Source organism: Pseudomonas sp. 32A, assembly GCF_052682255.1.
In genome coordinates this window covers 3,461,508-3,483,425 of sequence record NZ_JBQYLY010000001.1, presented here as the reverse complement: position 1 = coordinate 3,483,425, position 21,918 = coordinate 3,461,508, and the positions used below count along the sequence as shown (strand labels likewise).

18 protein-coding genes are annotated in these 21,918 nt (G+C 61.4%); 14 read left to right on the top strand and 4 right to left on the bottom strand.

What is annotated here, in order from left to right; translation table 11 throughout:
* Positions 1 to 21: 21 nt before the first annotated feature.
* Entirely contained in the window at positions 22 to 1,077 is a 1,056-nt protein-coding gene (gene bioB / locus ACUN0G_RS15865; RefSeq protein WP_445573803.1) for a biotin synthase BioB, read from the bottom strand.
* Between the two features lie 90 nt (positions 1,078 to 1,167).
* On the opposite strand from bioB, the gene ACUN0G_RS15860 reads away from it, so the two are divergent.
* The 5 genes from ACUN0G_RS15860 (at position 1,168) to rarD (ending at position 6,857) form a co-directional block, all read left to right on the top strand.
* Positions 1,168 to 1,905 carry a ComF family protein gene (locus ACUN0G_RS15860; protein WP_445573802.1) on the top strand — a complete coding sequence of 246 codons (738 nt, stop codon included), beginning with the start codon at positions 1,168 to 1,170 and terminating at the stop codon, positions 1,903 to 1,905.
* A gap of 57 nt (positions 1,906 to 1,962) precedes the next feature.
* Positions 1,963 to 2,727, top strand: coding sequence for a TOBE domain-containing protein (locus ACUN0G_RS15855; RefSeq protein ID WP_258342502.1), 765 nt, complete (start codon positions 1,963 to 1,965; stop codon positions 2,725 to 2,727).
* A gap of 71 nt (positions 2,728 to 2,798) precedes the next feature.
* Entirely contained in the window at positions 2,799 to 4,697 is a 1,899-nt protein-coding gene (locus tag ACUN0G_RS15850) for a PhoX family protein (RefSeq protein WP_445573801.1), read from the top strand.
* Between the two features lie 193 nt (positions 4,698 to 4,890).
* Positions 4,891 to 5,865, top strand: coding sequence for a serine/threonine protein kinase (locus ACUN0G_RS15845; protein ID WP_017476395.1), 975 nt, complete (start codon positions 4,891 to 4,893; stop codon positions 5,863 to 5,865).
* A gap of 107 nt (positions 5,866 to 5,972) precedes the next feature.
* Positions 5,973 to 6,857, top strand: coding sequence for an EamA family transporter RarD (gene rarD, locus ACUN0G_RS15840; RefSeq protein WP_445573800.1), 885 nt, complete (start codon positions 5,973 to 5,975; stop codon positions 6,855 to 6,857).
* A gap of 222 nt (positions 6,858 to 7,079) precedes the next feature.
* On the opposite strand, the gene ACUN0G_RS15835 is transcribed toward rarD, so the two are convergent.
* Positions 7,080 to 7,598 (bottom strand): glycine cleavage system protein R, encoded by a 519-nt coding sequence (locus ACUN0G_RS15835; protein ID WP_421523793.1) that lies wholly within the window; start codon positions 7,596 to 7,598, stop codon positions 7,080 to 7,082.
* Positions 7,599 to 8,082: 484 nt separating this feature from the next.
* On the opposite strand from ACUN0G_RS15835, the gene ACUN0G_RS15830 reads away from it, so the two are divergent.
* Positions 8,083 to 10,260 carry a malate synthase G gene (locus ACUN0G_RS15830; RefSeq protein ID WP_445573799.1) on the top strand — a complete coding sequence of 726 codons (2,178 nt, stop codon included), beginning with the start codon at positions 8,083 to 8,085 and terminating at the stop codon, positions 10,258 to 10,260.
* A gap of 185 nt (positions 10,261 to 10,445) precedes the next feature.
* On the opposite strand, the gene ACUN0G_RS15825 is transcribed toward ACUN0G_RS15830, so the two are convergent.
* Positions 10,446 to 10,892 carry a response regulator gene (locus ACUN0G_RS15825; protein WP_421523795.1) on the bottom strand — a complete coding sequence of 149 codons (447 nt, stop codon included), beginning with the start codon at positions 10,890 to 10,892 and terminating at the stop codon, positions 10,446 to 10,448.
* Between the two features lie 246 nt (positions 10,893 to 11,138).
* Here ACUN0G_RS15825 and ACUN0G_RS15820 point away from each other — a divergent pair, with 246 nt between their 5' ends.
* From ACUN0G_RS15820 to ACUN0G_RS15785, 8 genes are all read left to right on the top strand, one after another.
* The gene (locus tag ACUN0G_RS15820; protein WP_445573798.1) at positions 11,139 to 13,061 is read left to right on the top strand and encodes a putative nucleotidyltransferase substrate binding domain-containing protein; all 1,923 of its coding nucleotides are present in this window, start codon (positions 11,139 to 11,141) and stop codon (positions 13,059 to 13,061) included.
* The gene (locus tag ACUN0G_RS15815; protein ID WP_445573797.1) at positions 13,058 to 13,765 is read left to right on the top strand and encodes a 3'-5' exonuclease; all 708 of its coding nucleotides are present in this window, start codon (positions 13,058 to 13,060) and stop codon (positions 13,763 to 13,765) included. Before ACUN0G_RS15820 ends, ACUN0G_RS15815 begins: the two co-directional genes overlap by 4 nt.
* Before the next feature lie 261 nt (positions 13,766 to 14,026).
* Positions 14,027 to 14,545, top strand: coding sequence for an RNA polymerase sigma factor (locus ACUN0G_RS15810; protein WP_258342513.1), 519 nt, complete (start codon positions 14,027 to 14,029; stop codon positions 14,543 to 14,545).
* The gene (locus ACUN0G_RS15805) at positions 14,542 to 15,519 is read left to right on the top strand and encodes a FecR domain-containing protein (RefSeq protein WP_445573796.1); all 978 of its coding nucleotides are present in this window, start codon (positions 14,542 to 14,544) and stop codon (positions 15,517 to 15,519) included. The genes ACUN0G_RS15810 and ACUN0G_RS15805 overlap by 4 nt, the downstream gene beginning before the upstream one ends.
* 280 nt (positions 15,520 to 15,799) lie before the next feature.
* Positions 15,800 to 18,229 carry a TonB-dependent siderophore receptor gene (locus tag ACUN0G_RS15800; protein WP_445573795.1) on the top strand — a complete coding sequence of 810 codons (2,430 nt, stop codon included), beginning with the start codon at positions 15,800 to 15,802 and terminating at the stop codon, positions 18,227 to 18,229.
* 62 nt (positions 18,230 to 18,291) lie between these two features.
* Positions 18,292 to 19,395 (top strand): PepSY-associated TM helix domain-containing protein, encoded by a 1,104-nt coding sequence (locus ACUN0G_RS15795; protein ID WP_093204304.1) that lies wholly within the window; start codon positions 18,292 to 18,294, stop codon positions 19,393 to 19,395.
* The gene (locus ACUN0G_RS15790) at positions 19,392 to 19,562 is read left to right on the top strand and encodes a DUF4175 domain-containing protein (RefSeq protein WP_258342519.1); all 171 of its coding nucleotides are present in this window, start codon (positions 19,392 to 19,394) and stop codon (positions 19,560 to 19,562) included. Before ACUN0G_RS15795 ends, ACUN0G_RS15790 begins: the two co-directional genes overlap by 4 nt.
* A gap of 106 nt (positions 19,563 to 19,668) precedes the next feature.
* Positions 19,669 to 20,298 carry a glutathione S-transferase gene (locus ACUN0G_RS15785; protein WP_445573794.1) on the top strand — a complete coding sequence of 210 codons (630 nt, stop codon included), beginning with the start codon at positions 19,669 to 19,671 and terminating at the stop codon, positions 20,296 to 20,298.
* A gap of 258 nt (positions 20,299 to 20,556) precedes the next feature.
* Here ACUN0G_RS15785 and creD read toward each other — a convergent pair whose 3' ends face one another.
* Positions 20,557 to 21,906: a cell envelope integrity protein CreD gene (creD, locus tag ACUN0G_RS15780; protein ID WP_445573793.1), complete on the bottom strand. Its 1,350-nt coding sequence runs from the start codon at positions 21,904 to 21,906 to the stop codon at positions 20,557 to 20,559.
* Between the last annotated feature and the right edge of the window lie 12 nt (positions 21,907 to 21,918).

The following is a 21,918-nucleotide window of genomic DNA, read 5'->3' as shown; positions in this document are numbered from 1 at the left end:
CACTTCGGCAGGAGAAATGGCTTAAACAGCCGCGTTATAGAACTGCTCGCTGCTCTTCTGCTCCACCAGCGCCTGCTCGATCGCCGCCTGGTGCACTTCATCGGCATGCTCTTCGCGGGCTTCCGGCAGGATGCCCAGGCGCGAGAACAGTTGCATGTCCTTGTCCGCCTGCGGGTTGGCGGTGGTCAGCAGTTTGTCGCCGTAGAAAATCGAGTTGGCGCCGGCAAAAAACGCCAGGGCCTGCATCTGCTCGTTCATGGCCTCACGCCCGGCCGACAGCCGCACATGGGACTGCGGCATCAGGATGCGCGCCACCGCCAGCATGCGGATGAAGTCGAACGGGTCGATGTCTTCGGCGTTTTCCAGCGGCGTACCGGCGACTTTCACCAGCATGTTGATCGGCACCGATTCCGGATGCTCCGGCAGGTTGGCCAGCTGGATCAGCAGGTTGGCGCGGTCGTCCAGGGACTCGCCCATGCCGAGGATGCCACCGGAGCAGATCTTCATCCCCGAATCACGCACATACGCCAGGGTTTGCAGACGCTCACCGTAGGTGCGGGTGGTGATGATCGAACCGTAGAACTCCGGCGACGTGTCGAGGTTGTGGTTGTAGTAATCGAGGCCGGCCTGGGCCAGGGCTTCGGTCTGGTCCTGGTCGAGGCGACCGAGGGTCATGCAGGTTTCCAGACCCATGGCTTTCACGCCTTTGACCATCTCCAGCACGTAGGGCATGTCTTTGGCCGATGGATGTTTCCAGGCGGCGCCCATGCAGAAGCGGGTCGAGCCGATGGCCTTGGCGCGTGCGGCCTCTTCGAGGACCTTCTGCACTTCCATCAGCTTTTCTTTTTCCAGGCCCGTGTTGTAGTGGCCCGACTGCGGACAATATTTGCAATCTTCCGGGCAGGCGCCGGTCTTGATCGACAGCAGCGTGGAAACCTGGACGCGGTTGGCGTCGAAATGCGCGCGGTGCACGGTCTGCGCCTGGAACAACAGGTCGTTGAAAGGCTGCACAAACAGCGCTTTGACTTCGGCTAAAGACCAATCGTGACGCAGGTTGGCAGTGATGCTGGCGCTCATGGGCGATTCCTTGATTATGCTTTGGCAAGCCCTGCGGGAAGTAATACCCACAGGCACGACACGGATGCTCGGCATATTTAAGGAAGATTCATGCACTGTCAACTTGAGAAGAAACACGAGGTTTACATCTGGCTAAAAAACAACCAACCCTGTTTAGTCTGTGATGAAAGCAGCGAAACCGCCCACCCCATCTGCAACGCCTGCGAAACCGAGCTGCCCTGGTTGATGGATCATTGCGGGGTGTGCGCGCTGCCGTTGCCCATGGCGGGCCTGGTGTGCGGGCAATGCCTGAAGCGACCACCGGCGTTCAAACAAGTGATTGCCCCCTGGACCTACAGCTTTCCCATCGACAGCCTGATCAGCCGCTTCAAGCATCAGGCCCGATGGCCGCTGGGCCATTTGCTCGCGCACCTGCTGGGGCAGTTTCTGCAACACCGTTATGACGATGCCGAACTGACGCGCCCCGACTGCCTGCTACCCGTGCCCTTGGCTCGCAAACGCCTGCGGGAACGGGGTTACAACCAGTCAGCCATGCTCGCGCGCTGGCTGAGCAAGGACCTGAATATCCCCCACGATGAGCATCTGCTGTTACGGCCTCATGAAACGCTGGCGCAACAGGACCTGGACGCCAAGACCCGCCAGCGCAACCTGCTCCAGGCCTTTGCCTTGGCGGTCGGTGCGCAAATCAAAGGCCGGCACCTGGCGCTGATCGATGACGTACTGACTACCGGCGCCACCGCCAACAGCCTGGCCCTCCTATTGATGGACGCCGGCGCCCGACAGGTCGATGTGTATTGCCTGGCCCGCACGCCCAAGCCGGGTACATGACTTGACTCTCAGACGCCCTGCCCGCAACGTCTGCGCATTCCATCGAAGCGTGTCCCCATGTCCCTGCCAACCCTCTTGAGCCAACACATCGTCCGCCGCCCCCAGCGCATAGCGCTGCTGCAACACATTGCCGAACAAGGCTCCATCACTCGCGCAGCGAAAAGTGCCGGCCTGAGTTACAAGGCAGCGTGGGACGCCATCGATGAGCTGAACAACCTGGCGCAAAAGCCCCTGGTGGAACGCAGTGTCGGCGGCAAAGGAGGTGGCGGCGCCAAGCTGACGGCAGAAGGCGAACGGGTGTTGCGCCTCTACCAACGCCTGCAAGTGTTGCAAGCCCAGGTGCTGGATTCCGCCGAAGACGCCAGCGACTTCAACCTGCTGGGCCGCCTGATGCTGCGCACCAGCGCGCGCAACCAGTTGCACGGCAAGGTCATGGCTATCGACAGCCATGGCCGCAACGACCTGATTCGCCTGGAACTGGCCGGCGGGCTCAGCCTGGATGCACAGATCACCCACGACAGCACCTTGCATCTGGAACTGGAGACCGGCACCGAGGTGGTGGCCCTGATCAAGGCTGGCTGGCTGGAAGTGCTGGCCGTCTCGCAACCAGCAACACCTGGACACAATTGCCTGGAAGGAAAAATCGAGGCGATTCTCGACGCCGAAGACGGCCCCAGCGAGGTCCGTATCACTCTGCCCAATGGCCAGGTTTTATGTGCCCTGGCCCGGCCCGATGCACTTGCGCAGATCAATGCCACCGAAGGCATGCAGGTGAAGGTGCAGTTCTCCCCCAGCAACGTGCTGCTGGGCACCCCGGTGTAACGCTTCAAACTGCAACAATTTCGTCACGACCGCTCCCTAAGGTGTCTGCAAAAACCCGCAGGGAGCCTGAAATGAGCCTATTAGAAGAAAACCAAGCCACCGACCTGGAACAGATGGTCGGCCTCACCCGCCGGCGTTTTATCGGCGCCGGCGCCCTGTGCGGTGCCGCGATGTTCCTCGGCGGCAACCTGCTGACCCGCAGCGCCCTGGCGGTCAACGCCGCGTCGAACAGCCCATTGCTGGGTTTCACCAGCATCGCCGCAGCCACCAGCGACACCATCACCCTGCCGCCCGGCTACAGCGCCTCGGTACTGATCAGTTGGGGCCAGCCACTGCACAAAAACGCGCCGGCCTTCGACCCCAGCGGCAACGGCACCGCCAAGGCCCAGGAACAACAGTTCGGCGACAACAACGACGGCATGAGCCTGTTTGCTTTCCCCGGTGACGACAACCGCGCGCTGATGGCGATCAACAACGAATACACCAACTACCGCTACCTCTACGCCCACGGCGGCGCGCCGCAATCGGCGGAAGACGTGCGCAAGGCGCTGGCCAGCGAAGGGGTGTCGGTGATCGAAGTGCGGCGCAAAGGCGACACCTGGCAGTTCGTCCAGGACTCGCGCTACAACCGGCGCATCCACGGCAACTCGCCAATCCGCTTCGGTGGCCCCGCCGCGGGCCATGCCTGGCTGAAAACCAGCGCCGACAAAACCGGCAAGAAAGTCCTCGGCACCTTCCAGAACTGCGCCAACGGCAAGACCCCATGGGGCACCTACCTGACCTGCGAAGAAAACTTCACCGATTGCTTCGGCAGCAGCAACCCGCAACAGACCTTCGACGCCGGGCAGAAACGCTATGGCGTGGTGGCCGCGAGCAAAGACATCAACTGGCACCCCCACGACCCGCGCTTCGACATGGCCAAGAACCCCAACGAACTCAACCGCCATGGCTGGGTGGTGGAAATCGACCCGTTCGACCCGCAATCCACGCCGGTCAAACGCACCGCCCTGGGCCGTTTCAAGCACGAAAACGCTGCGCTGGCGGAAACCCGCGACGGCCGCGCCGTGGTGTACATGGGCGACGACGAACGCGGCGAGTTCATCTACAAGTTCATCAGCCGCGACAAGATCAATCACAAGGACCCCAAGGCCAACAAGGACCTGCTGGACCACGGCACCTTGTACGTGGCGATCTTCGACGCGGGCGACGGCAATGCCGACCATCCCAAGGGCCAGGGCCAATGGGTCGAACTGACCTACGGCAAGAACGGCATCGACGCCAACAGCGGTTTCGCCAGCCAGGCCGAAGTGCTGATCCACGCACGCCTGGCCGCCAGCGTGGTGAAAGCCACCCGCATGGACCGCCCGGAATGGATCGTGGTCAGCCCCACCGACGGCCAGGTGTATTGCACCCTGACCAACAACGCCAAGCGCGGCGAAGACGGCCAGCCCGTCGGCGGCCCGAACCCGCGGGAGAAAAACGTCTACGGGCAGATCCTGCGCTGGAAGGCCAACGCCAATGACCATGGCGCGCCGGATTTCAGCTGGGATTTGTTTGTGGTGGCCGGTAACCCGGCGGTGCATGCCGGAACGCCCAAGGGCGGCTCGTCCAACATCAACCCGCAGAACATGTTCAACAGCCCGGATGGGCTGGGTTTCGACAAGGCCGGGCGGTTGTGGATCCTGACCGATGGCGACTACAGCAACGGCGGCGACTTTGCCGGGATGGGTAACAACCAGATGCTGTGTGCCGACCCGTCGACCGGTGAGATTCGCCGGTTCATGGTGGGGCCGGTGGCGTGTGAAGTGACCGGGATCAGCTTCTCGCCGGACCAGAAAACCCTGTTTGTGGGGATTCAGCATCCGGGGGAAACCGGTGGTTCGACCTGGCCGGAGCACCTGCCAAATGGCAAGCCACGGTCGTCGGTGATGGCGATTCGTCGGGATGATGGCGGGATCGTGGGCGCCTGATAAGGCCTCTTCGCGAGCAAGTCGAATCGTCGCACCGCCGCTCCCACATTAAACCGAGTCCTGGCTTTGGAATGCGGTCAAATGTGGGAGCGGGCTTGCTCGCGAAGGCATCAGAACAGTCACCACCTATCCAACCCTGGGTGCGTTACCATACCCGGCCGGACGCGGCGCCCTGCTGCGCGCAGGAGTTCGCATGGCACACCCGTTTGAAACACTGACCCCTGACCTGGTGCTCGACGCTGTCGAAAGCATCGGTTTCCTCAGCGACGCCCGCATCCTCGCGCTCAACAGCTACGAAAACCGTGTGTACCAGGTCGGCATCGAAGACTCTGAGCCCTTGATCGCCAAGTTCTACCGGCCACAACGCTGGACCAACGAGGCGATCCTCGAAGAACACAGTTTCACCTTCGAACTGGCCGAGTGCGACGTGCCGGTGGTGGCGCCGATGATTCACAACGGTGAAAGCCTGTTCGAACACGCCGGTTTCCGCTTCACCCTGTTCCCGCGCCGGGGTGGCCGCGCGCCAGAGCCGGGCAACCTCGACCAGCTGTATCGCCTCGGCCAACTGCTCGGGCGCCTGCACGCGGTCGGTTCCACCCGCCCCTTCGAACACCGCGAAGCCCTGGGCGTGAAGAATTTCGGTCACGACTCCCTGAACACCCTGCTGGAAGGCAACTTCATTCCTCGCAGCCTGCTGCCAGCCTACGAGTCCGTGGCCCGCGACCTGCTCAAGCGTGTGGAAGAGGTCTACAAGGCCACGCCCCACAAGAACATCCGCATGCACGGCGATTGCCACCCCGGCAACATGATGTGCCGCGACGAGATGTTCCACATCGTCGACCTTGATGACTGCCGCATGGGCCCTGCCGTTCAGGACCTGTGGATGATGCTCGCCGGTGACCGTCAGGAATGCCTGGGGCAGCTGTCGGAATTGATGGACGGCTACCAGGAATTCCACGACTTCGACCCGCGCGAACTGGCCCTGATCGAACCGCTGCGCGCCCTGCGCCTGATGCACTACAGCGCCTGGCTCGCACGGCGCTGGGACGACCCGGCGTTCCCCCACAGCTTCCCGTGGTTCGGCAGCGAACGTTACTGGGGCGACCAGGTGCTGGCATTGCGCGAGCAGTTGTCGGCGCTCAACGAAGAACCGTTGAAGCTGTTCTGATCCCTACCGTCTGGGCCCTGACCTTGGGCCCTACACTTTCAACACACATCCCCTGACAAATATCCTTACAATCGCGGCTTTGTTAGCTGCCTAAGCAAGGATTCTGCATGCAAGCCGCCAACCCCCGTCGCGGATACATATTGGGCCTGAGTGCCTACGTCATCTGGGGCCTGTTCCCGATCTACTTCAAAGCCATCGCCAGCGTTCCCGCCGCAGAAATCATCGTCAACCGCGTGCTGTGGTCGGCGTTGTTCGGCAGTTTGCTGCTGATGGTCTGGAAACACCCGGGCTGGCTCCGAGAACTGCGGGACAATCCCAAGCGCCTGGCGATCCTGGCCCTGAGCGGCACCTTGATCGCAGCCAACTGGCTGACTTATGTGTGGTCGGTGAACAGTGGCCGCATGCTCGAGGCCAGCTTGGGTTACTACATCAACCCGCTGGTGAATGTGCTGCTGGGCATGGTGATCCTGGGCGAGCGCCTGCGTCGCCTGCAATGGGTCGCCGTGGGGTTGGCTGCTGTGGGTGTGGCGCAACAGGTGTGGCAGGTAGGCAGCTTGCCATGGGTGTCCCTGGTGCTGGCAGCCACCTTTGGTTTCTACGGCTTGATCCGCAAGCAGGCGCCGGTCAAGGCATTGCCCGGGCTGGTGGTGGAAACCTGGATGCTGGTGCCGATTGCCATCGCGTGGCTGCTGTTCAACCCGTCTGCCCACAGTGCACAGATGGAATTCTGGGGCACCTCAGAAGCGTGGTGGCTGGTCGCCGCTGGCCCGGTGACACTGATCCCGCTGGTGTGTTTCAACGCCGCCGCGCGGCATTTGCCCTACACCGCCCTGGGCTTCCTGCAATACGTGGCGCCGACCCTGGTGCTGCTGGAGGCGGTGCTGCTGTTCAATGAACAACTGGCCCCGGCCACGTTGATCGCCTTCTGCTTTATCTGGGCCGGCCTGGTGGTTTACAGCCTCGACGCCTGGTTGACCGTGCGGAAAAACTGATCAAATAACGTACAGCATCCTGCAAGCCACAGCCGGCGTGGCTTGCAGGCATTCACCCCAAGGTTATCCACAGCCTGATCCCCGGCGTTTGTGCACAAGCCCTTGAAACTGCTCGTTTTTTACTCAACTCGCGCAGAGCCACGGCCCGCTTGGGCTGGGCGCGGGTCTCTACAGGTTATCCACAGGCCCATGCAAGATTTCCATGCATAACCTTGTGGGCAACTATTCCTCGCTGCGCAGCTCCAGTTCCACCATCAGGTCGTCTGCCAGGGTTTCCAATGCCGCCTGCAAGGTCTCCAACGGCAGTGTCAAAGGCACCGCCAACAGGGCTTCGGCGTGGAACAGCGGGTCACTGCTCATGGGTGCCGGGCGCACGTCGGTGATCAGGCGCTCCAGGTTGACACCCTGCTTGCTGAGCAACGCGGTGATGTCGCGAACAATCCCCGGCCGGTCATTGCCCACCAGCGCCATCGCGATCGGTTGCGACTCACTGGCGGCTACCGAACTGCTTTCGCCCTGCAACACGCGAATGCCATGGGTGGACAAGTCTTCCAGCGCCCCAATCAAATCCAGACGATTTTCCGCCGGCACGCTCACCCGCAAGATCCCGGCGAACTGCCCGGCCATATGCGCCATTCGGCTTTCCAGCCAGTTGCCGCCATGGGACGCGATGCATTGGGCGATGCGTTCGACCACGCCGGGTTTGTCCGGGGCGATGACAGTCAGTACGAGATGGTCCATGGTGTCGTCCTCTTCTTATGATTCTGTAGGAGCGAGCTTGCTCGCGAAGAACGTGAGAGCACCGTTGGGTGTCAGGCATCCCGCGTTATCGTTAACGATCTTCGCGAGCAAGCTCGCTCCTACAAGGTGGACGCAGGCGCTCGCGAAAACAAATCGTGTACCATTTTTATATTTATCTGGAACAATCCAATAGTTTTTTGAGAACATCCTGTACCCCACTGTGACCGTACGACCAAAGTGGGTCGCTAAACGACGTATTTAGTCTAATTTTCACAACCGCAACTCATCATGTAGTATGCCCAATCGCGCACTACATAACGTTAGGTCGATGTCTGCCAAGGCAACCACGCACCGCGACGCAGCCCGCCCAGCCGCCTTCAACGGCATGTACTGGTGCAGCGTGCTCACGGTTTACATGGCCAGAGGCTTCATTGGTAAATTGAAAAGCTGAAAAGCGCATAAGCTCCGCAGAGTGAGGCAAGCAATGACTGAACACGTTCAAGTCGGTGGCCTGCAGGTCGCCAAAGTCCTGTTCGACTTCGTGAACAACGAAGCCATTCCTGGTACCGGCATTACCGCCGACCAGTTCTGGGCCGGTGCCGACAAGGTCATCCACGACCTGGCGCCCAAGAACAAAGCCCTACTCGCCAAACGCGACGATTTTCAAGTGCGGATCGACACCTGGCACCAGGCACACGCCGGCCAGGCACACGACGCCGTGGCCTACAAAGCCTTCCTTCAAGATATCGGATACCTGCTGCCAGAAGCCGCGGATTTCCAGGCCTCGACCCAAAACGTCGATGAAGAAATTGCCCACATGGCCGGCCCGCAGCTGGTAGTGCCGGTGATGAACGCCCGTTTCGCCCTCAACGCCTCGAATGCGCGCTGGGGCTCCCTGTATGACGCACTGTATGGCACCGACGCTATCAGCGAAGCCGACGGCGCCGAGAAGGGCAAAGGCTACAACAAGGTGCGTGGCGACAAAGTCATCGCCTTCGCCCGCGCCTTCCTCGACGAAGCCGCGCCATTGGCTGCCGGCAGCCACGTGGACTCCACTGGCTACAAGATCGTCGACGGCAAGCTGGTGGTCAGCCTCAAGGGCGGCAGCAACAGCGGCCTGCGCAGCGATGCGCAACTGATCGGCTACCAGGGCGACGCTGCCAAGCCGACTGCCATCCTGCTCAAACACAACGGCCTGCACTTCGAAATCCAGATCGACGCCAGCACCCCGGTCGGCCAGACCGACGCCGCCGGCGTGAAGGACGTGCTGATGGAAGCCGCCCTGACCACCATCATGGACTGCGAAGACTCCGTCGCCGCCGTCGATGCCGATGACAAAGTGGTGATCTACCGCAACTGGCTCGGCCTGATGAAGGGCGACTTGTCGGAAGAAGTCGCCAAGGGTGGCAAGACCTTTACCCGCACCATGAACGCCGACCGCGTTTACACCGGTGCCGACGGCAAGGAAGTGACCCTGCACGGTCGTTCGCTGCTGTTCGTGCGCAACGTTGGCCACTTGATGACCATCGACGCGATCCTCGACAAAGACGGCAACGAAGTGCCGGAAGGCATTCTCGACGGCCTGCTCACCAGCCTGGCGGCGATCCACAGCCTCAACGGCAACACCAGCCGCAAGAACAGCCGCACCGGTTCGGTGTACATCGTTAAGCCGAAGATGCACGGCCCGGAAGAAGCTGCGTTCACCAACGAGCTGTTCGGCCGCATCGAAGTCGTGCTGAAGCTGCCACGCAACACCCTCAAAGTCGGGATCATGGACGAGGAGCGCCGCACCACGGTCAACCTCAAGGCCTGCATCAAGGCGGCCAGCGAGCGCGTGGTGTTTATCAACACCGGCTTCCTCGACCGTACCGGCGACGAAATCCACACCTCCATGGAGGCTGGCGCGATGGTGCGCAAAGCCGCCATGAAGGCTGAGAAATGGATCGGAGCCTACGAAAACTGGAACGTCGATATCGGCTTGAGCACCGGCCTGCAAGGCCGCGCACAAATCGGTAAAGGCATGTGGGCCATGCCCGACCTGATGGCCGCCATGCTTGAGCAGAAGATTGCTCACCCGCTGGCCGGCGCCAACACGGCGTGGGTTCCTTCGCCAACGGCGGCTGCGTTGCACGCGCTGCACTATCACAAGGTTGACGTATTCGCTCGCCAGGCTGAGCTGGCCAAGCGCGAACGCGCGTCGGTCGACGATATCCTGACCATTCCTCTGGCCCAGAATACCGATTGGTCCGACGAAGAAATCCGCAACGAACTGGACAACAACGCCCAGGGCATCCTCGGTTACGTGGTGCGCTGGATCGACCAGGGTGTAGGTTGCTCGAAAGTGCCGGACATCAACGACGTCGGCCTGATGGAAGACCGCGCCACCCTGCGTATCTCCAGCCAGCACATCGCCAACTGGCTACGCCATGGCATCGTCAATGAAGCCCAGGTGATGGAAAGCCTCAAGCGCATGGCGCCGGTGGTGGACCGTCAGAACGCCGGGGATGCGCTGTACCGCCCACTGGCTCCGGATTTCGATAGCAACATCGCGTTCCAGGCAGCGGTGGAGTTGGTGATTGAAGGGACCAAGCAGCCGAACGGTTACACCGAGCCGGTGTTGCACCGTCGGCGTCGGGAGTTCAAGGCCAAGAATGGCTTGTAACTAATCGCTGGAAACGAAAAAGCCCTGATCAATAAATGGTCAGGGCTTTTTTTTGGCATTTCGTAGCAGCTGTCGAGCCTTGGCGAGGCTGCGTCGGGCGCGACTCGGTTCAGTGCCTGGATCATCATCGGCAGTGCGACCGACGCAGCCTCGCTGGCGCTCGACAGCTGCTACGGGAGGATCCGTTACTGCGCCATCCCCAATTCCCGCTTCACCATCTTCGCCAGCTTCACGCTATCAATGGGTTTGAGCAAAAAATCCACCACGCTCAAATGCATCGCATCGATCACATCCGGCGCTTCAGCGTCCCCCGACATGATGATGATCGGCAACGCCGCCCGGGTGGATTCGCGCACCTGGCGAATCAATTGCAGCCCATTGCTCGGCGCCATGCGCAGGTCAGTGATCAGCAAGCCAATGGAGCTGCTGGAGCTCAACAAGTCCCATGCCGCCTCGCCGCTGTCGGCGGTCATGCAACGAATGCCGTCCAAGCCAAGAATTTCTGCCAACAGTTCCCGCGCGTCCTTGTCGTCATCCACGATCAAAACCCGCTGTGGCGGTAAATCAGGCTCCTGCATAACCGCGCTCAGGGCCTCGCGCTCGGCGTCACTCAAAATATCGTGGTCGGACATACGTTTCTCGGCAGTTCTAAACAATCTCCCAGCACAGAGGTCAGACATCGCCGGAAGGGCGAACAATGTGCACTTCGTCGGAAAGTTTGCCTAGTGGGCGTTCTACGGGGTTTGGACGATATTCATGTAAGGTTTTTCCCTAGTCAGTGAGGGCGAATCGCTACCTAGACTTACGTCCAATGGGCACCCGCAGCGCAGGAGTCGACCATGAGGGACGATAACGACAAAAAAACTGCGGTCATAGGTATGAGTAAAGCTGATGCTTTCACACAAGCGGGGAAAACCGCCGTGTTGCAGAACATCCACGGCACCCTGCAATTCCTGCAACGCTTCCCGCCGTTCAACCAGATGGAAAACACCCACTTGGGGTTTCTGGTAGAACAGTGCCAATTGCGCTTTTACGCCCCCGGCGAGAGCATCCTCAAGCCCTCGGGCGGGCCGGTGGAACACTTCTATATCGTCAAGCAAGGGCGCGTGGTCGGCGAGCGCCCCGACTCGGCCGAAACCACCTTTGAAATCACCACCGGTGAATGTTTTCCGCTGGCGGCACTGCTGGGGGAGCGGGCGACCCGCACCGAGCACAAAGCCGCCGAAGACACCTTCTGCCTGCAACTGAACAAGCCGGCTTTTATCAAGCTGTTCGCCCTTTCCAGCGCCTTCCGCGACTTCGCCTTGCGCGGGGTGAGCAGCCTGCTGGACCAGGTCAACCAGCAAGTCCAGCAAAAGGCCGTGGAAACCCTCGGCACGCAGTACTCGCTGAACACCCGCCTGGGCGAATTGGCCATGCGTCACCCGGTGACCTGCAGCCCACTGACGCCGCTGCGTGAAGCGGTCACGCAAATGCACGAGCAGCAAGTGGGCAGCATTGTGATCGTGGATGAACACAAGGCGCCCTTGGGGATTTTCACCCTGCGGGACCTGCGCCAGGTGGTGGCCGACGGCACCAGCGATTTCAGCCAGGGCATCGAGCGCCATATGACCCAGGCGCCGTTCTTTCTCACCCCGGACCACAGCGCCTTCGACGCGGCGATCGCGATGACCGAACGGCATATTGCCCACGTGTGCCTGGTCAAGGATCAGCGTCTGTGCGGCGTAGTCTCCGAACGTGATCTGTTTTCCCTGCAACGGGTGGACCTGGTGCACCTGGCGCGCACCATTCGCAATGCGCCCAGGGTCGAAAACCTGGTGGCGATCCGTGGCGAAATCGGCCAGTTGGTGGAGCGCATGCTCGCCCACGGTGCTTCGTCCACCCAGATTACCCACATCATCACCTTGCTCAACGACCACACGGTGTGTCGCGTCATCGAGCTGACCCTGGCCGAAAAAGGCGACCCCGGCGTGCCGTTCAGCTGGCTGTGTTTCGGCAGCGAAGGCCGCCGCGAGCAAACGCTGTATACCGACCAGGACAACGGCATTCTGTTCGAAGCCAGGGACGCCGCCGAAGCCGCCGAGATTCGTGGCCGCCTGCTGCCCCTGGCACAGCAGATCAACCAGAGCCTGGCGCTGTGCGGCTTCACCCTGTGCAAGGGCAATATCATGGCCGGCAACCCTGAGCTGTGCCTGTCCCGAGCCGAATGGGCGCGGCGTTTTGCCGGGTTTATTCGCGAGGCAACGCCAGAGAACCTGCTGGGTTCGAGCATCTATTTTGATTTGCGGGTGGTTTGGGGGGATGAGCAAGGGTGCGAGCAATTGCGTCAGGGCATTCTCGACCAGGTGGCGGACAATCGTTTGTTCCAACGCATGCTGGCGGAGAACGCATTGCGCCAGCGCCCACCGGTAGGGCGTTTCCGGGATTTCGTGCTGACGCGCAAAGGCAACGACAAGGCGACACTCGACCTCAAGGTGCAAGGCCTCACGCCCTTTGTCGACGGTGCTCGCCTGCTGGCATTGGCCAACGGCATCAGCGCCATCAACACCCTGGAGCGCTTGCGCCAACTGGTGGCCAAGGAAGTCATCGATCGCCTCGACGGTGCGGCCTATGAAGAGGCCTACCACTTCATTCAACAAACCCGCATGCAGCAGCACCAACTGCAAACCCGCGAGAACCTGCCCTATTCCAACCGCGTCGACCCCGACAGCCTCAACCACCTGGACCGGCGCATCCTGCGTGAATCCCTGCGCCAGGCCCAACGCCTGCAAAGCAGCCTGACCTTGCGGTATCAGCTGTGAGCTTGTTTGGCTGGCTGCGCAACCCCAAACCTGGCCTGGACGCAGCGCAACAGCGGCGGGTTGAGCAATTGCCCAAACCTCGGGAGCTGGGTGACGGTTCGCTGCGAGACCAGCGCTGGGTAGTGGTAGACCTGGAAACCAGCGGCCTGAACCTCAATCGTGACCAAGTGCTTTCCATCGGCGCGGTGGTGATCGAAGACGGCGCGGTGGACTTTTCCCAGCTGTTCGAACGCACCCTGCACCGGGCCGAGACCAAGCTCAGCCCCAGTGTGCTGATCCACGGCCTGGGCCCCAGCGCCATCGCGGCGGGCAGTAACCCGGCAGAAGCGTTGATGGACTTCATGGAGTTTGTCGGCGACAGCCCGCTGCTGGCGTTTCATGCGCCCTTCGACCAACACATGCTGTGCCGGGCGCTCAAGGACAGCCTGGGCTATCGCTTGAACCACCCCTTTCTGGACGTGGCCGACATCGCCCCTCTGCTGTGCCCTGATGCCAACATCCGCGAAGCGGGGCTGGATGACTGGATCACGCATTTCAAGCTGCAAGTGGGCGAGCGCCATCACGCCAGTGCGGATGCGTTGGCGACGGCGGAATTGATGTTGATTTTGTTCAGCCGCGCACGGCAGCAGCAGATCAACAGCCCGCACGCGTTACTACAACGCCTGGGCCAATGGAAACGCCGCAAGCAAGCGCCCTCATTCTAATGGTGGCGAGGGAGCTTGCTCCCGCCGGGGTGCGAAGCGCCGCCAAAATCGGCCAACCCATTTCCAACTGAATAAATGCACTGCCTGGATTACGACTGCTGCGCAGCCGAGCGGGAGCAAGCTCCCTCGCCACACTAAGCTGCATCATCATGATAGATATCATTACGCCGCCGCCCGACCAACGCCAATTGCACCCGTACGACGCCTCTGCCACAATCGCGAATAATTCTCGTTAGTTTAAACTTTCCGATCGGTGTCGCCTTGTCGTCCATCCAAAGTCCCCACAGTGAGCTTGTTGGCGCGTTATACCGCGACCATCGCAGCTGGCTGTTGGCGTGGCTGCGACGCAATGTAGCCTGCCCCAGCCGTGCCGAAGACCTGAGCCAGGACACCTTCATGCGCCTGCTGGGCCGTGAAGAACTGCGTGAACCCCGCGAGCCGCGGGCGTTTCTGGTGGCCATTGCCAAGGGTCTGCTGTTCGACTACTTCCGCCGCGCGGCACTGGAACAGGCTTACCTCACCGAGCTGATGCTGATCCCGGAAAGCGAGCACCCGTCCCCGGAAGAACAGCAACTGATCCTCGAAGACCTCAAGGCCATCGACCGCCTGCTGGGCAAACTTTCGAGCAAGGCCCGCGCGGCCTTCCTCTATAACCGCCTCGATGGCTTGGGCCACGCCGAAATCGCCCAGCGTCTTGGGGTTTCCGTGCCCCGGGTGCGGCAATATCTGGCCCAAGGCATTCGCCAGTGCTACATCGCTCTGTATGGCGAGCCCCTGTGAGCCCGGTCAGTTCCAAGCCAGTCTCGGCACGGGTGCTCGACGCCGCCATTGCCTGGCAACTGTCCCTCGATTCGGGCGACGGCAGCGCCGTGGAACAGGAAGAGTTCGCCAAATGGCTGGCCAGCAATGAAGAACACGCCCGGGCCTGGCGCCAGCTGGGCATGCTCGATCAGCGTTTCAGCGTGGCCTCGGGCCCGGCCCGTGCGGCGTTACTGCAATCGCGCGAAGGCATTCGCAAGCGCGTGCGCAAGCTCGGCAGCGGCCTGGCCAGTGTGGTGCTGGTGTGCGGCCTGGTGCTCTTCGCCGGCCAGCGCTACGTGCCGCTCAGCTATTGGCTGGCCGACCAGCGCACCGCTACCGGCGAACAGCGCACCCTGAAGCTGGCGGACGGTACGGTGATCAACCTCAATACCCACAGCGCCATCGACGTGCGCTTCGACGAGAAACGCCGGCTGATCGTGTTGCAGGAAGGCGAAATCCTCATCGAGACCGGCCACAACGACGCCCGCCCGTTTTTTGTCGAAACCCGCGAAGGCAGCCTGCGCGCCTTGGGCACGCGGTTTATCGTCAAGCGCGAAGACGACGGCACGCGCCTCAGCGTGTTGCAGTCGGCCGTAGGCGCACAGCCTGAAGCGCTGCATCAGGAGCAGATCTTCAAGGAAGGCCAGCAAGTCCTGATGCGCCGCGACGGCCTCGGCCCGATGCTGGCTGTCAGCCCCGGCACCGACGCCTGGACACGCGGCATGCTGGTGGTCGACAACGCGCGCCTTGGCGACGTGGTTGAGGAACTGAGCCGCTACCGCCCCGGCTACCTGGGTGTGGATAAACAAGTGGCAGACTTGCGGATCACCGGCAGCTTCCCGCTGCACGACACCAACCTAGCGCTGAATGCACTGCTGCCGACCTTGCCCGTACAAATCGCACAGCACACCCCATGGTGGGTCACCGTAAAGGCCAAGCCGCCCACGCAATAGCCGCGCAGCGCACTCAATAGCCCCGTAGCACACTCAATAGCCGCGTAGCAGCTGTCGAGCTTAAGCGAGGCTGCGTTGGCAGCGCTGCCGAAACTAAGCCTGGCATCGTACCGAGTCGCGCCCGACGCAGCCTCGCTTGGGCTCGGCAGCTGCTACGGAAAATAGCGCCTGGGTCACCGGTGTGGGTCACATGGAAATTATTTTCATTCGGCCCTATCACTTTTTGCATCTCGTTCGGCACATAGGCAATTGAGAAATATTTCCATTCAGGAGCCGCCGTATGTCCCGCACGCTAGACACTTTGTTGCGCCCCAGCCTGTTAGCCGTGGCCATCGCCTTCAGCGCCCCGCTGGCCAGCACCCAGCTGATCGCCGCCGAACAGGCCTCCAGCGTGCGCGCGTACAACCTGCCGGCAGCGCCGCTGGCCACTACCCTGAACCAGATCGCCAGCCAGGCCGGTTTGGCGTTGACGCTGAACCCAGGGTTGGCGGCGGGCAAGACTTCCGCGCCGGTGAAAGGGCAATTTGATGCGCAGGGCGCATTGCGTGAAGCGTTGCGTGGGACCGGGCTGCAACTGGAGCAAAGCAGTGCAGGCACGTTCAGCCTGGTTGCGATCCCGGATGGGGTTGTGGCGTTGCCGGAGACCAGCATTACCGGGCAGGCGGATGCGGAAAGTGCGTGGGGGCCGGTGGATGGCTACCTGGCGTCTCGCACCGCTGCCGGCACCAAGACCGATACCGCACTGGTCGAAGCCCCGCGTTCGATTTCCGTCGCCACTCGCCAGCAAATGCAGGACCGCAACGTCCAGAACCTGGATGACGCCGTCAAGTACATGCCCGGCATCGTGTCCGCCAGCTACGGCAGTGACACCCGCTACGACTGGATGCGTGTTCGTGGCTTCGAGCCCACCCAATTCCTAGATGGCCTGCCGCTGCCACGCGGTGTGTACGCCAACCCGAAAGCCGAAACCTGGAACCTCGACCGCCTCGCGCTGCTGCGTGGGCCGGCCTCGTCGGTCTACGGCCAGACGCCACCGGGTGGCCTGCTGGATATGGTCAGCCGACGTCCCAGCGCTGAATCGAGCAATGCCATCCAGGTGCAGTACGGCAGCGACAACTACCGCCAGATCAACTTCGCCAGCACCGGCAAGATCGATGATGAAGGCCAGTTTCTCTATGGGCTGACGGGCGTTGTGCGCGACGCCGGCACGCAGATTGATCACATCGACAACAAGCGCTACAACATCGCCCCCAGCCTGACGTGGAACATTGATCCGGACACCAAGCTGACCCTGCTGTCGCAGTTCACTCGCGACGATACCGGCGCCACCAGCCAGTTCCTGCCGATTCAGGGCACCAAGATCAAGTCGCCACTGGGGGATATATCGCATCACAAGAACCTGGGCGATCCTGACTACGAGTACTACGACCGTACCTACTACGCGCTGGGCTATGCGTTCGAACACCGTTTCAACGATACCTGGCAGTTCAAGCAGAACCTGCGCTACACCAAGTCGGAATTGTCTTTCCAGACCCTGACCGTCGGCGCCTATCCGTACACCCAGGTGGATGCGAACGGGAACGTCGGTCGCACGTCGACCAACGTAGACGAAAACATCGGCCAGTTCGCGGTTGATAATAACTTCCAGGCCGATTTTGCCACCGGCGACATCACCCACACGCTGTTGCTGGGCCTGGACCATCAGCGTACCGACACCTCGTACCTGTCGATCTACGGTGACGGCGGGACCACCAACGTCATCAACCCGATCTACGGACAGCCTATCGTTCGCCCACCGCGCTCGGCGGCGTACTACGACTACAACCAGAAAACCGTCCAGACCGGCCTCTATGCGCAAGACCAGATGGCCCTGGATAAATGGCGCCTGACCCTCGGAGGGCGTGAAGACTGGGTGCATCAGGGCACCACCTACTTCAACCAGAAAGATGCAACGAACACCGACCGCATCAAGCACTTCAGTGGCAATGCTGCACTGAGCTACGTGTTCGACTCGGGGTTTGTACCCTACATCTCCTACGCCGAATCCTTCCAGCCCGCGAGCAACGCCAGCGTCTCGGCAACCGAGTCGTATAAGCCTACAGAAGGCAAACAATGGGAAATGGGGATCAAATACCAACCACCCGGCTCGAATACCCTGCTGACTGCCGCGGTCTACGACCTGACGCAGAAAAACGTACTGGTGACCACCACCACAGCGGGCAGCATTCCGGTCACTAACCAGACCGGTGAAGTGAAAGTCAAAGGCCTGGAATTGGAAGCCGTGTCGGATGTGACCGAGAACCTCAAGGTTATCGCGGCCTATACCTTGGCTAAATCCGAGGTGCAAAAAGGGGATTACAAAGGTAATCGCCTGCAACTAATGCCCAACCAGCAAGCCTCGCTATGGACTGACTACACCTGGCACAGCGGCGCGCTCGATGGCTTCGGCATTGGCTTCGGTGCCCGCTACACCGGTAATACCTATGGCGACCAGGGTAATACGTGGCTAGGCAAGGCGGATGCCTACACTGTGTTCGACGCCTCGGTGCACTACGACCTCGGCCGTCTGGACAACAGTCTCAAAGGTGCCTCGGTGAAACTGAACGCCACCAACCTGTTCGACAAGGACTACATTTCCACCTGTGATGGTTTCTACTGCTACTACGGCGACCAACGCAGCGTCGTCGCCAGTGCCACCTACCAGTGGTAATCGGCTGAGTTAACAACCAGGCCGCCCCCGTGGGCGGCTTCGGTGTGTCTGAAGGCTAGAAAATGAAAAGCAAAACCATCCGCCGCTGGTCCTTCATCCACACCTGGACCAGCCTCGTCTGCACCGTGTTCCTGCTGCTGCTCGCCCTCACCGGCCTGCCGTTGATCTTCCACCACGAGATCGATCACCTGCTGGGCAACGAACCCGAGCTGGCACACATGCCCGCCGACACCCCACAGCTGAACCTCGAACAGCTTGTTGCCAAGGCCCAGGCCCATCGACCCGGTGAAGCCATGCAATACCTGGCCTGGGACGAGGACGACAAGAACGGCGTGATCGCGATCATGGCCGCCACCGCCGGTACCGAACCCAATTCTTCCCACACCTTCATGCTCGACGCCCGCACCGGTGAAGCCGTGGAAACGCCGTCGGCCAACGGCGGGCTGACGATGTTCCTGCTGCGCCTGCACGTCGATATGTTCGCCGGGCTGCCGGGCAAGTTGCTGCTGGCGTTCATGGGCATTCTGTTTGTGTTGGCGATCATCTCCGGCACGGTGTTGTACCTGCCGTTCATGCGCCGGCTGAAATTCGCCACGGTGCGCCAGGACAAATCCACCCGCCTGCGCTGGCTCGACCTGCACAACCTGATCGGCGTGGTCACCCTGACCTGGGCGCTGGTGGTGGGCGTGACCGGCGTGATCAGCGCCTGCGCCGACCTGATCATCGCTGCCTGGCGTACCGACAGCCTCAGCGCGATGATCGAACCCTACAAAGACGCCCCGCCGCTGACCTTGCGCGCCCCCGCCACCGACCTGTTGACGATCGCCGCCAAGGCCGCGCCGGGCATGGAGCCGGACTTTATCGCATTCCCCGGCACGCGCTTTTCCAGCGAGCATCACTACGCGGTGTTCATGAAAGGCAGCACGCACCTGACCTCGCACCTGCTGACACCGGTGTTGATCGACGCCAGCAACCTGCAGGTCACCGCCATTGCCGAACGGCCGTGGTACATGGACGCCATGGGCATGTCCCAACCGCTGCACTTCGGTGACTACGGCGGCATGCCGATGAAGATTCTCTGGGCGGTGCTGGACGTGCTGACCATTATCGTTCTGGGCAGTGGCGTGTACCTGTGGCTGGTGCGGCGCAAGGCGGCCAAGTCATGAAGCCGCGGCAGTCGAATTTCTGGAAGGTGTTCGGTATCCCGCTGGCCATCGGGCTGCTGAGTGCTGCCGGGTTGTTTGCGGCGTTGCTGGGGGACGGGTTGTGGGATTCGTTGAGCTGGGTGGGGCTGGGCATTCCGGCTGTAATTGGGGTATGGGCGCTTTTGTAGGCGCTGGCTTGTTCGCGAAAAGCCTGAGAACGCCGTTTTAAACCAGACGCGCTGCGTTATCGTTGACGCCTTTCGCGAGCAAGCTCGCTCCTACAGAGGAATGCCCATGTCCACCTCCAGCATGACGTTGTTCCACAACCCTGCCTCGCCGTTTGTTCGCAAAGTACGGGTGCTGTTGCACGAGACCGGCCAACTGGATCGCGTGACGTTGCACGCCTGCGTGCCGACGCCGGTCAAGCCTGACGCGCAGGTGATCCAGGACAACCCGCTGGGCAAGATCCCCGCCCTGCGCCTGGCCGATGGCAACGTATTGCATGACAGCCGGGTGATCCTCGATTACTTCGACTATCAACATACCGGGACCCCGTTGATCCCCCGGAACGGCCCGGCCCGCTGGCGCCGCCTGACCCTGGCCTCCACCGCCGACGGCATCATGGATGCCGCCGTGCTGGTGCGCTATGAAACCGCCATGCGCCCCGAGGAAAAACACTGGGACCTGTGGCTGGAAGGCCAGCGGGACAAGATCCGCCGCGCCCTCGACATGCTGGAACAGGACGCCATTGCCGAGCTGGCCGGGCCGTTTGATGTGGCCGCGATCAGCGTGGCGTGTGCACTGGCTTACCTGGACTTCCGCCACCCGGACATGCGGTGGCGGTCAAGCCATCCGAAGCTGGCGGCGTGGTATGCCGAAGTGAGTCAGCGGCCGTCGATGCTCCAGACACAGCCGCCGGTTTAATGGTTGCACACAGCCTCTTGTGGCGAGGGGGCTCGTCCCCCGTTGGGCTGCGAAGCAGCCCCAAAACCTGCTAACACAGTTTGTCTGAAGATATGCGTTGGCTGCACTGGGGCCGCTGCGCGGCCCAACGGGGGACAAGCCCCCTCGCCACAACAAGCCCCGCTTGCCACATTGATCGCGCTCGGAACAGGGAATAGTGCGTTGATCCGCATCATCAACGTTGCTCCAACCTGCTGATCTTCCCGCAACCCCAACGACCTACTCATCACCCACCTCCTTGCGCTTGCCCACGCCATACCAATCCAGCTTGCGGGTCAGCACCATCACCGTGCCCAGCAACCCGAACAGCAGCAACGAACCCATCAACAACGCGTAATCCTCGGCACTCAGCAACCCGTACAGCAAGCCATACAACGCCGCCAGCGCCGCCGAAAACCCCAGGCCATGAGCGACGCTGCGCAGCACATGGCAGACGTAAAACCCGATCAACAACACACAGGCCGCCGCCGATATCAGGTAAGCCGGGCCAAACCCGATGTGCTCGGACAACGACAACAGCAGCAGGTAGAAAAACGCCAGGGCAAACCCCACCAGCGCGTACTGGATCGGGTGCACCGCCAGGCTCTTGAGCACTTCGAACAGAAAGAAACCGGCAAAGGTCAGCGCGATAAACAACAGCGCATATTTGATCGCCCGGTCACTCTTGAGGTACTGATCCACCGGGTCGATAAAGCTCACGCCGAAGCTGCGGCTGTTGAAGTCGTCACAGCCACGCTCGGCCAGGCAACTGCTGAGTGCTTCTTCCAAATTGGTGGAGAAAAATGTGGTCTGCCAATGGGCGCTGAAGCCTTGCGCGGTGACCTCACGCTGGGCCGGCAGGAAGTTGCCGATAAAGCTCGGGTGCGGCCAGTTGGACGCCAACTTGACCTGGCTGGTCTTGCCCACCGGCACCACTTGCAACTGCTCGGTGCCTTGCAGGCGCAGGTCAAAGGCGAAGTCAAAAGGCGCCGGCTTCTGGCTGTCCTGCTCGGGCAGCATCACGTGTACGCCCTCCCCCAGCCACGCCACTTGGGTGCCCGGTGAAAACGCCAGTTGCTCACCGCCCAGCTCCAGCTTCAGCGCGTTTTCGATGCCACGAATGTCGCTGATACCCACCGCCAGATACGCCGGGTCAAAGCGGTAATTGGCGAAGTCTTCCTTGATACCCAATTGCTCCGGCAATACAAAGCGCCCGCTGATCCGGCTGTCGGCGTGGAACAACCGTGCCTGGTAAATGCCCCGGGCCCGCACTTCGGTTTGCACCTGCCCGTCGAGGGCAAATTGCTCCGGCAAGAAATACAGATGACCGCGCACCTCACGGGTTTCTTCGTAGCGTTCGTTGAGCTTTTCATTGAGCTTCCACTCCCGGACGGTCTTGCGATAAGGCACCACCAGCACCGGGCCATTGAGGCGCTGGCTGTAGCTGGAACTGCGGGCGATATCCTGCAAGACGTCGTCGCGCAATTGCTGACGGTCGGTAATCACCCCGTGGATCATCAGCAACGGAATCAACAACAACACGATCAGCAGCGCGATGGCGCCCAGTTTGAAAAGCAGATTGCGGTTCATGAAGCTCTCCCT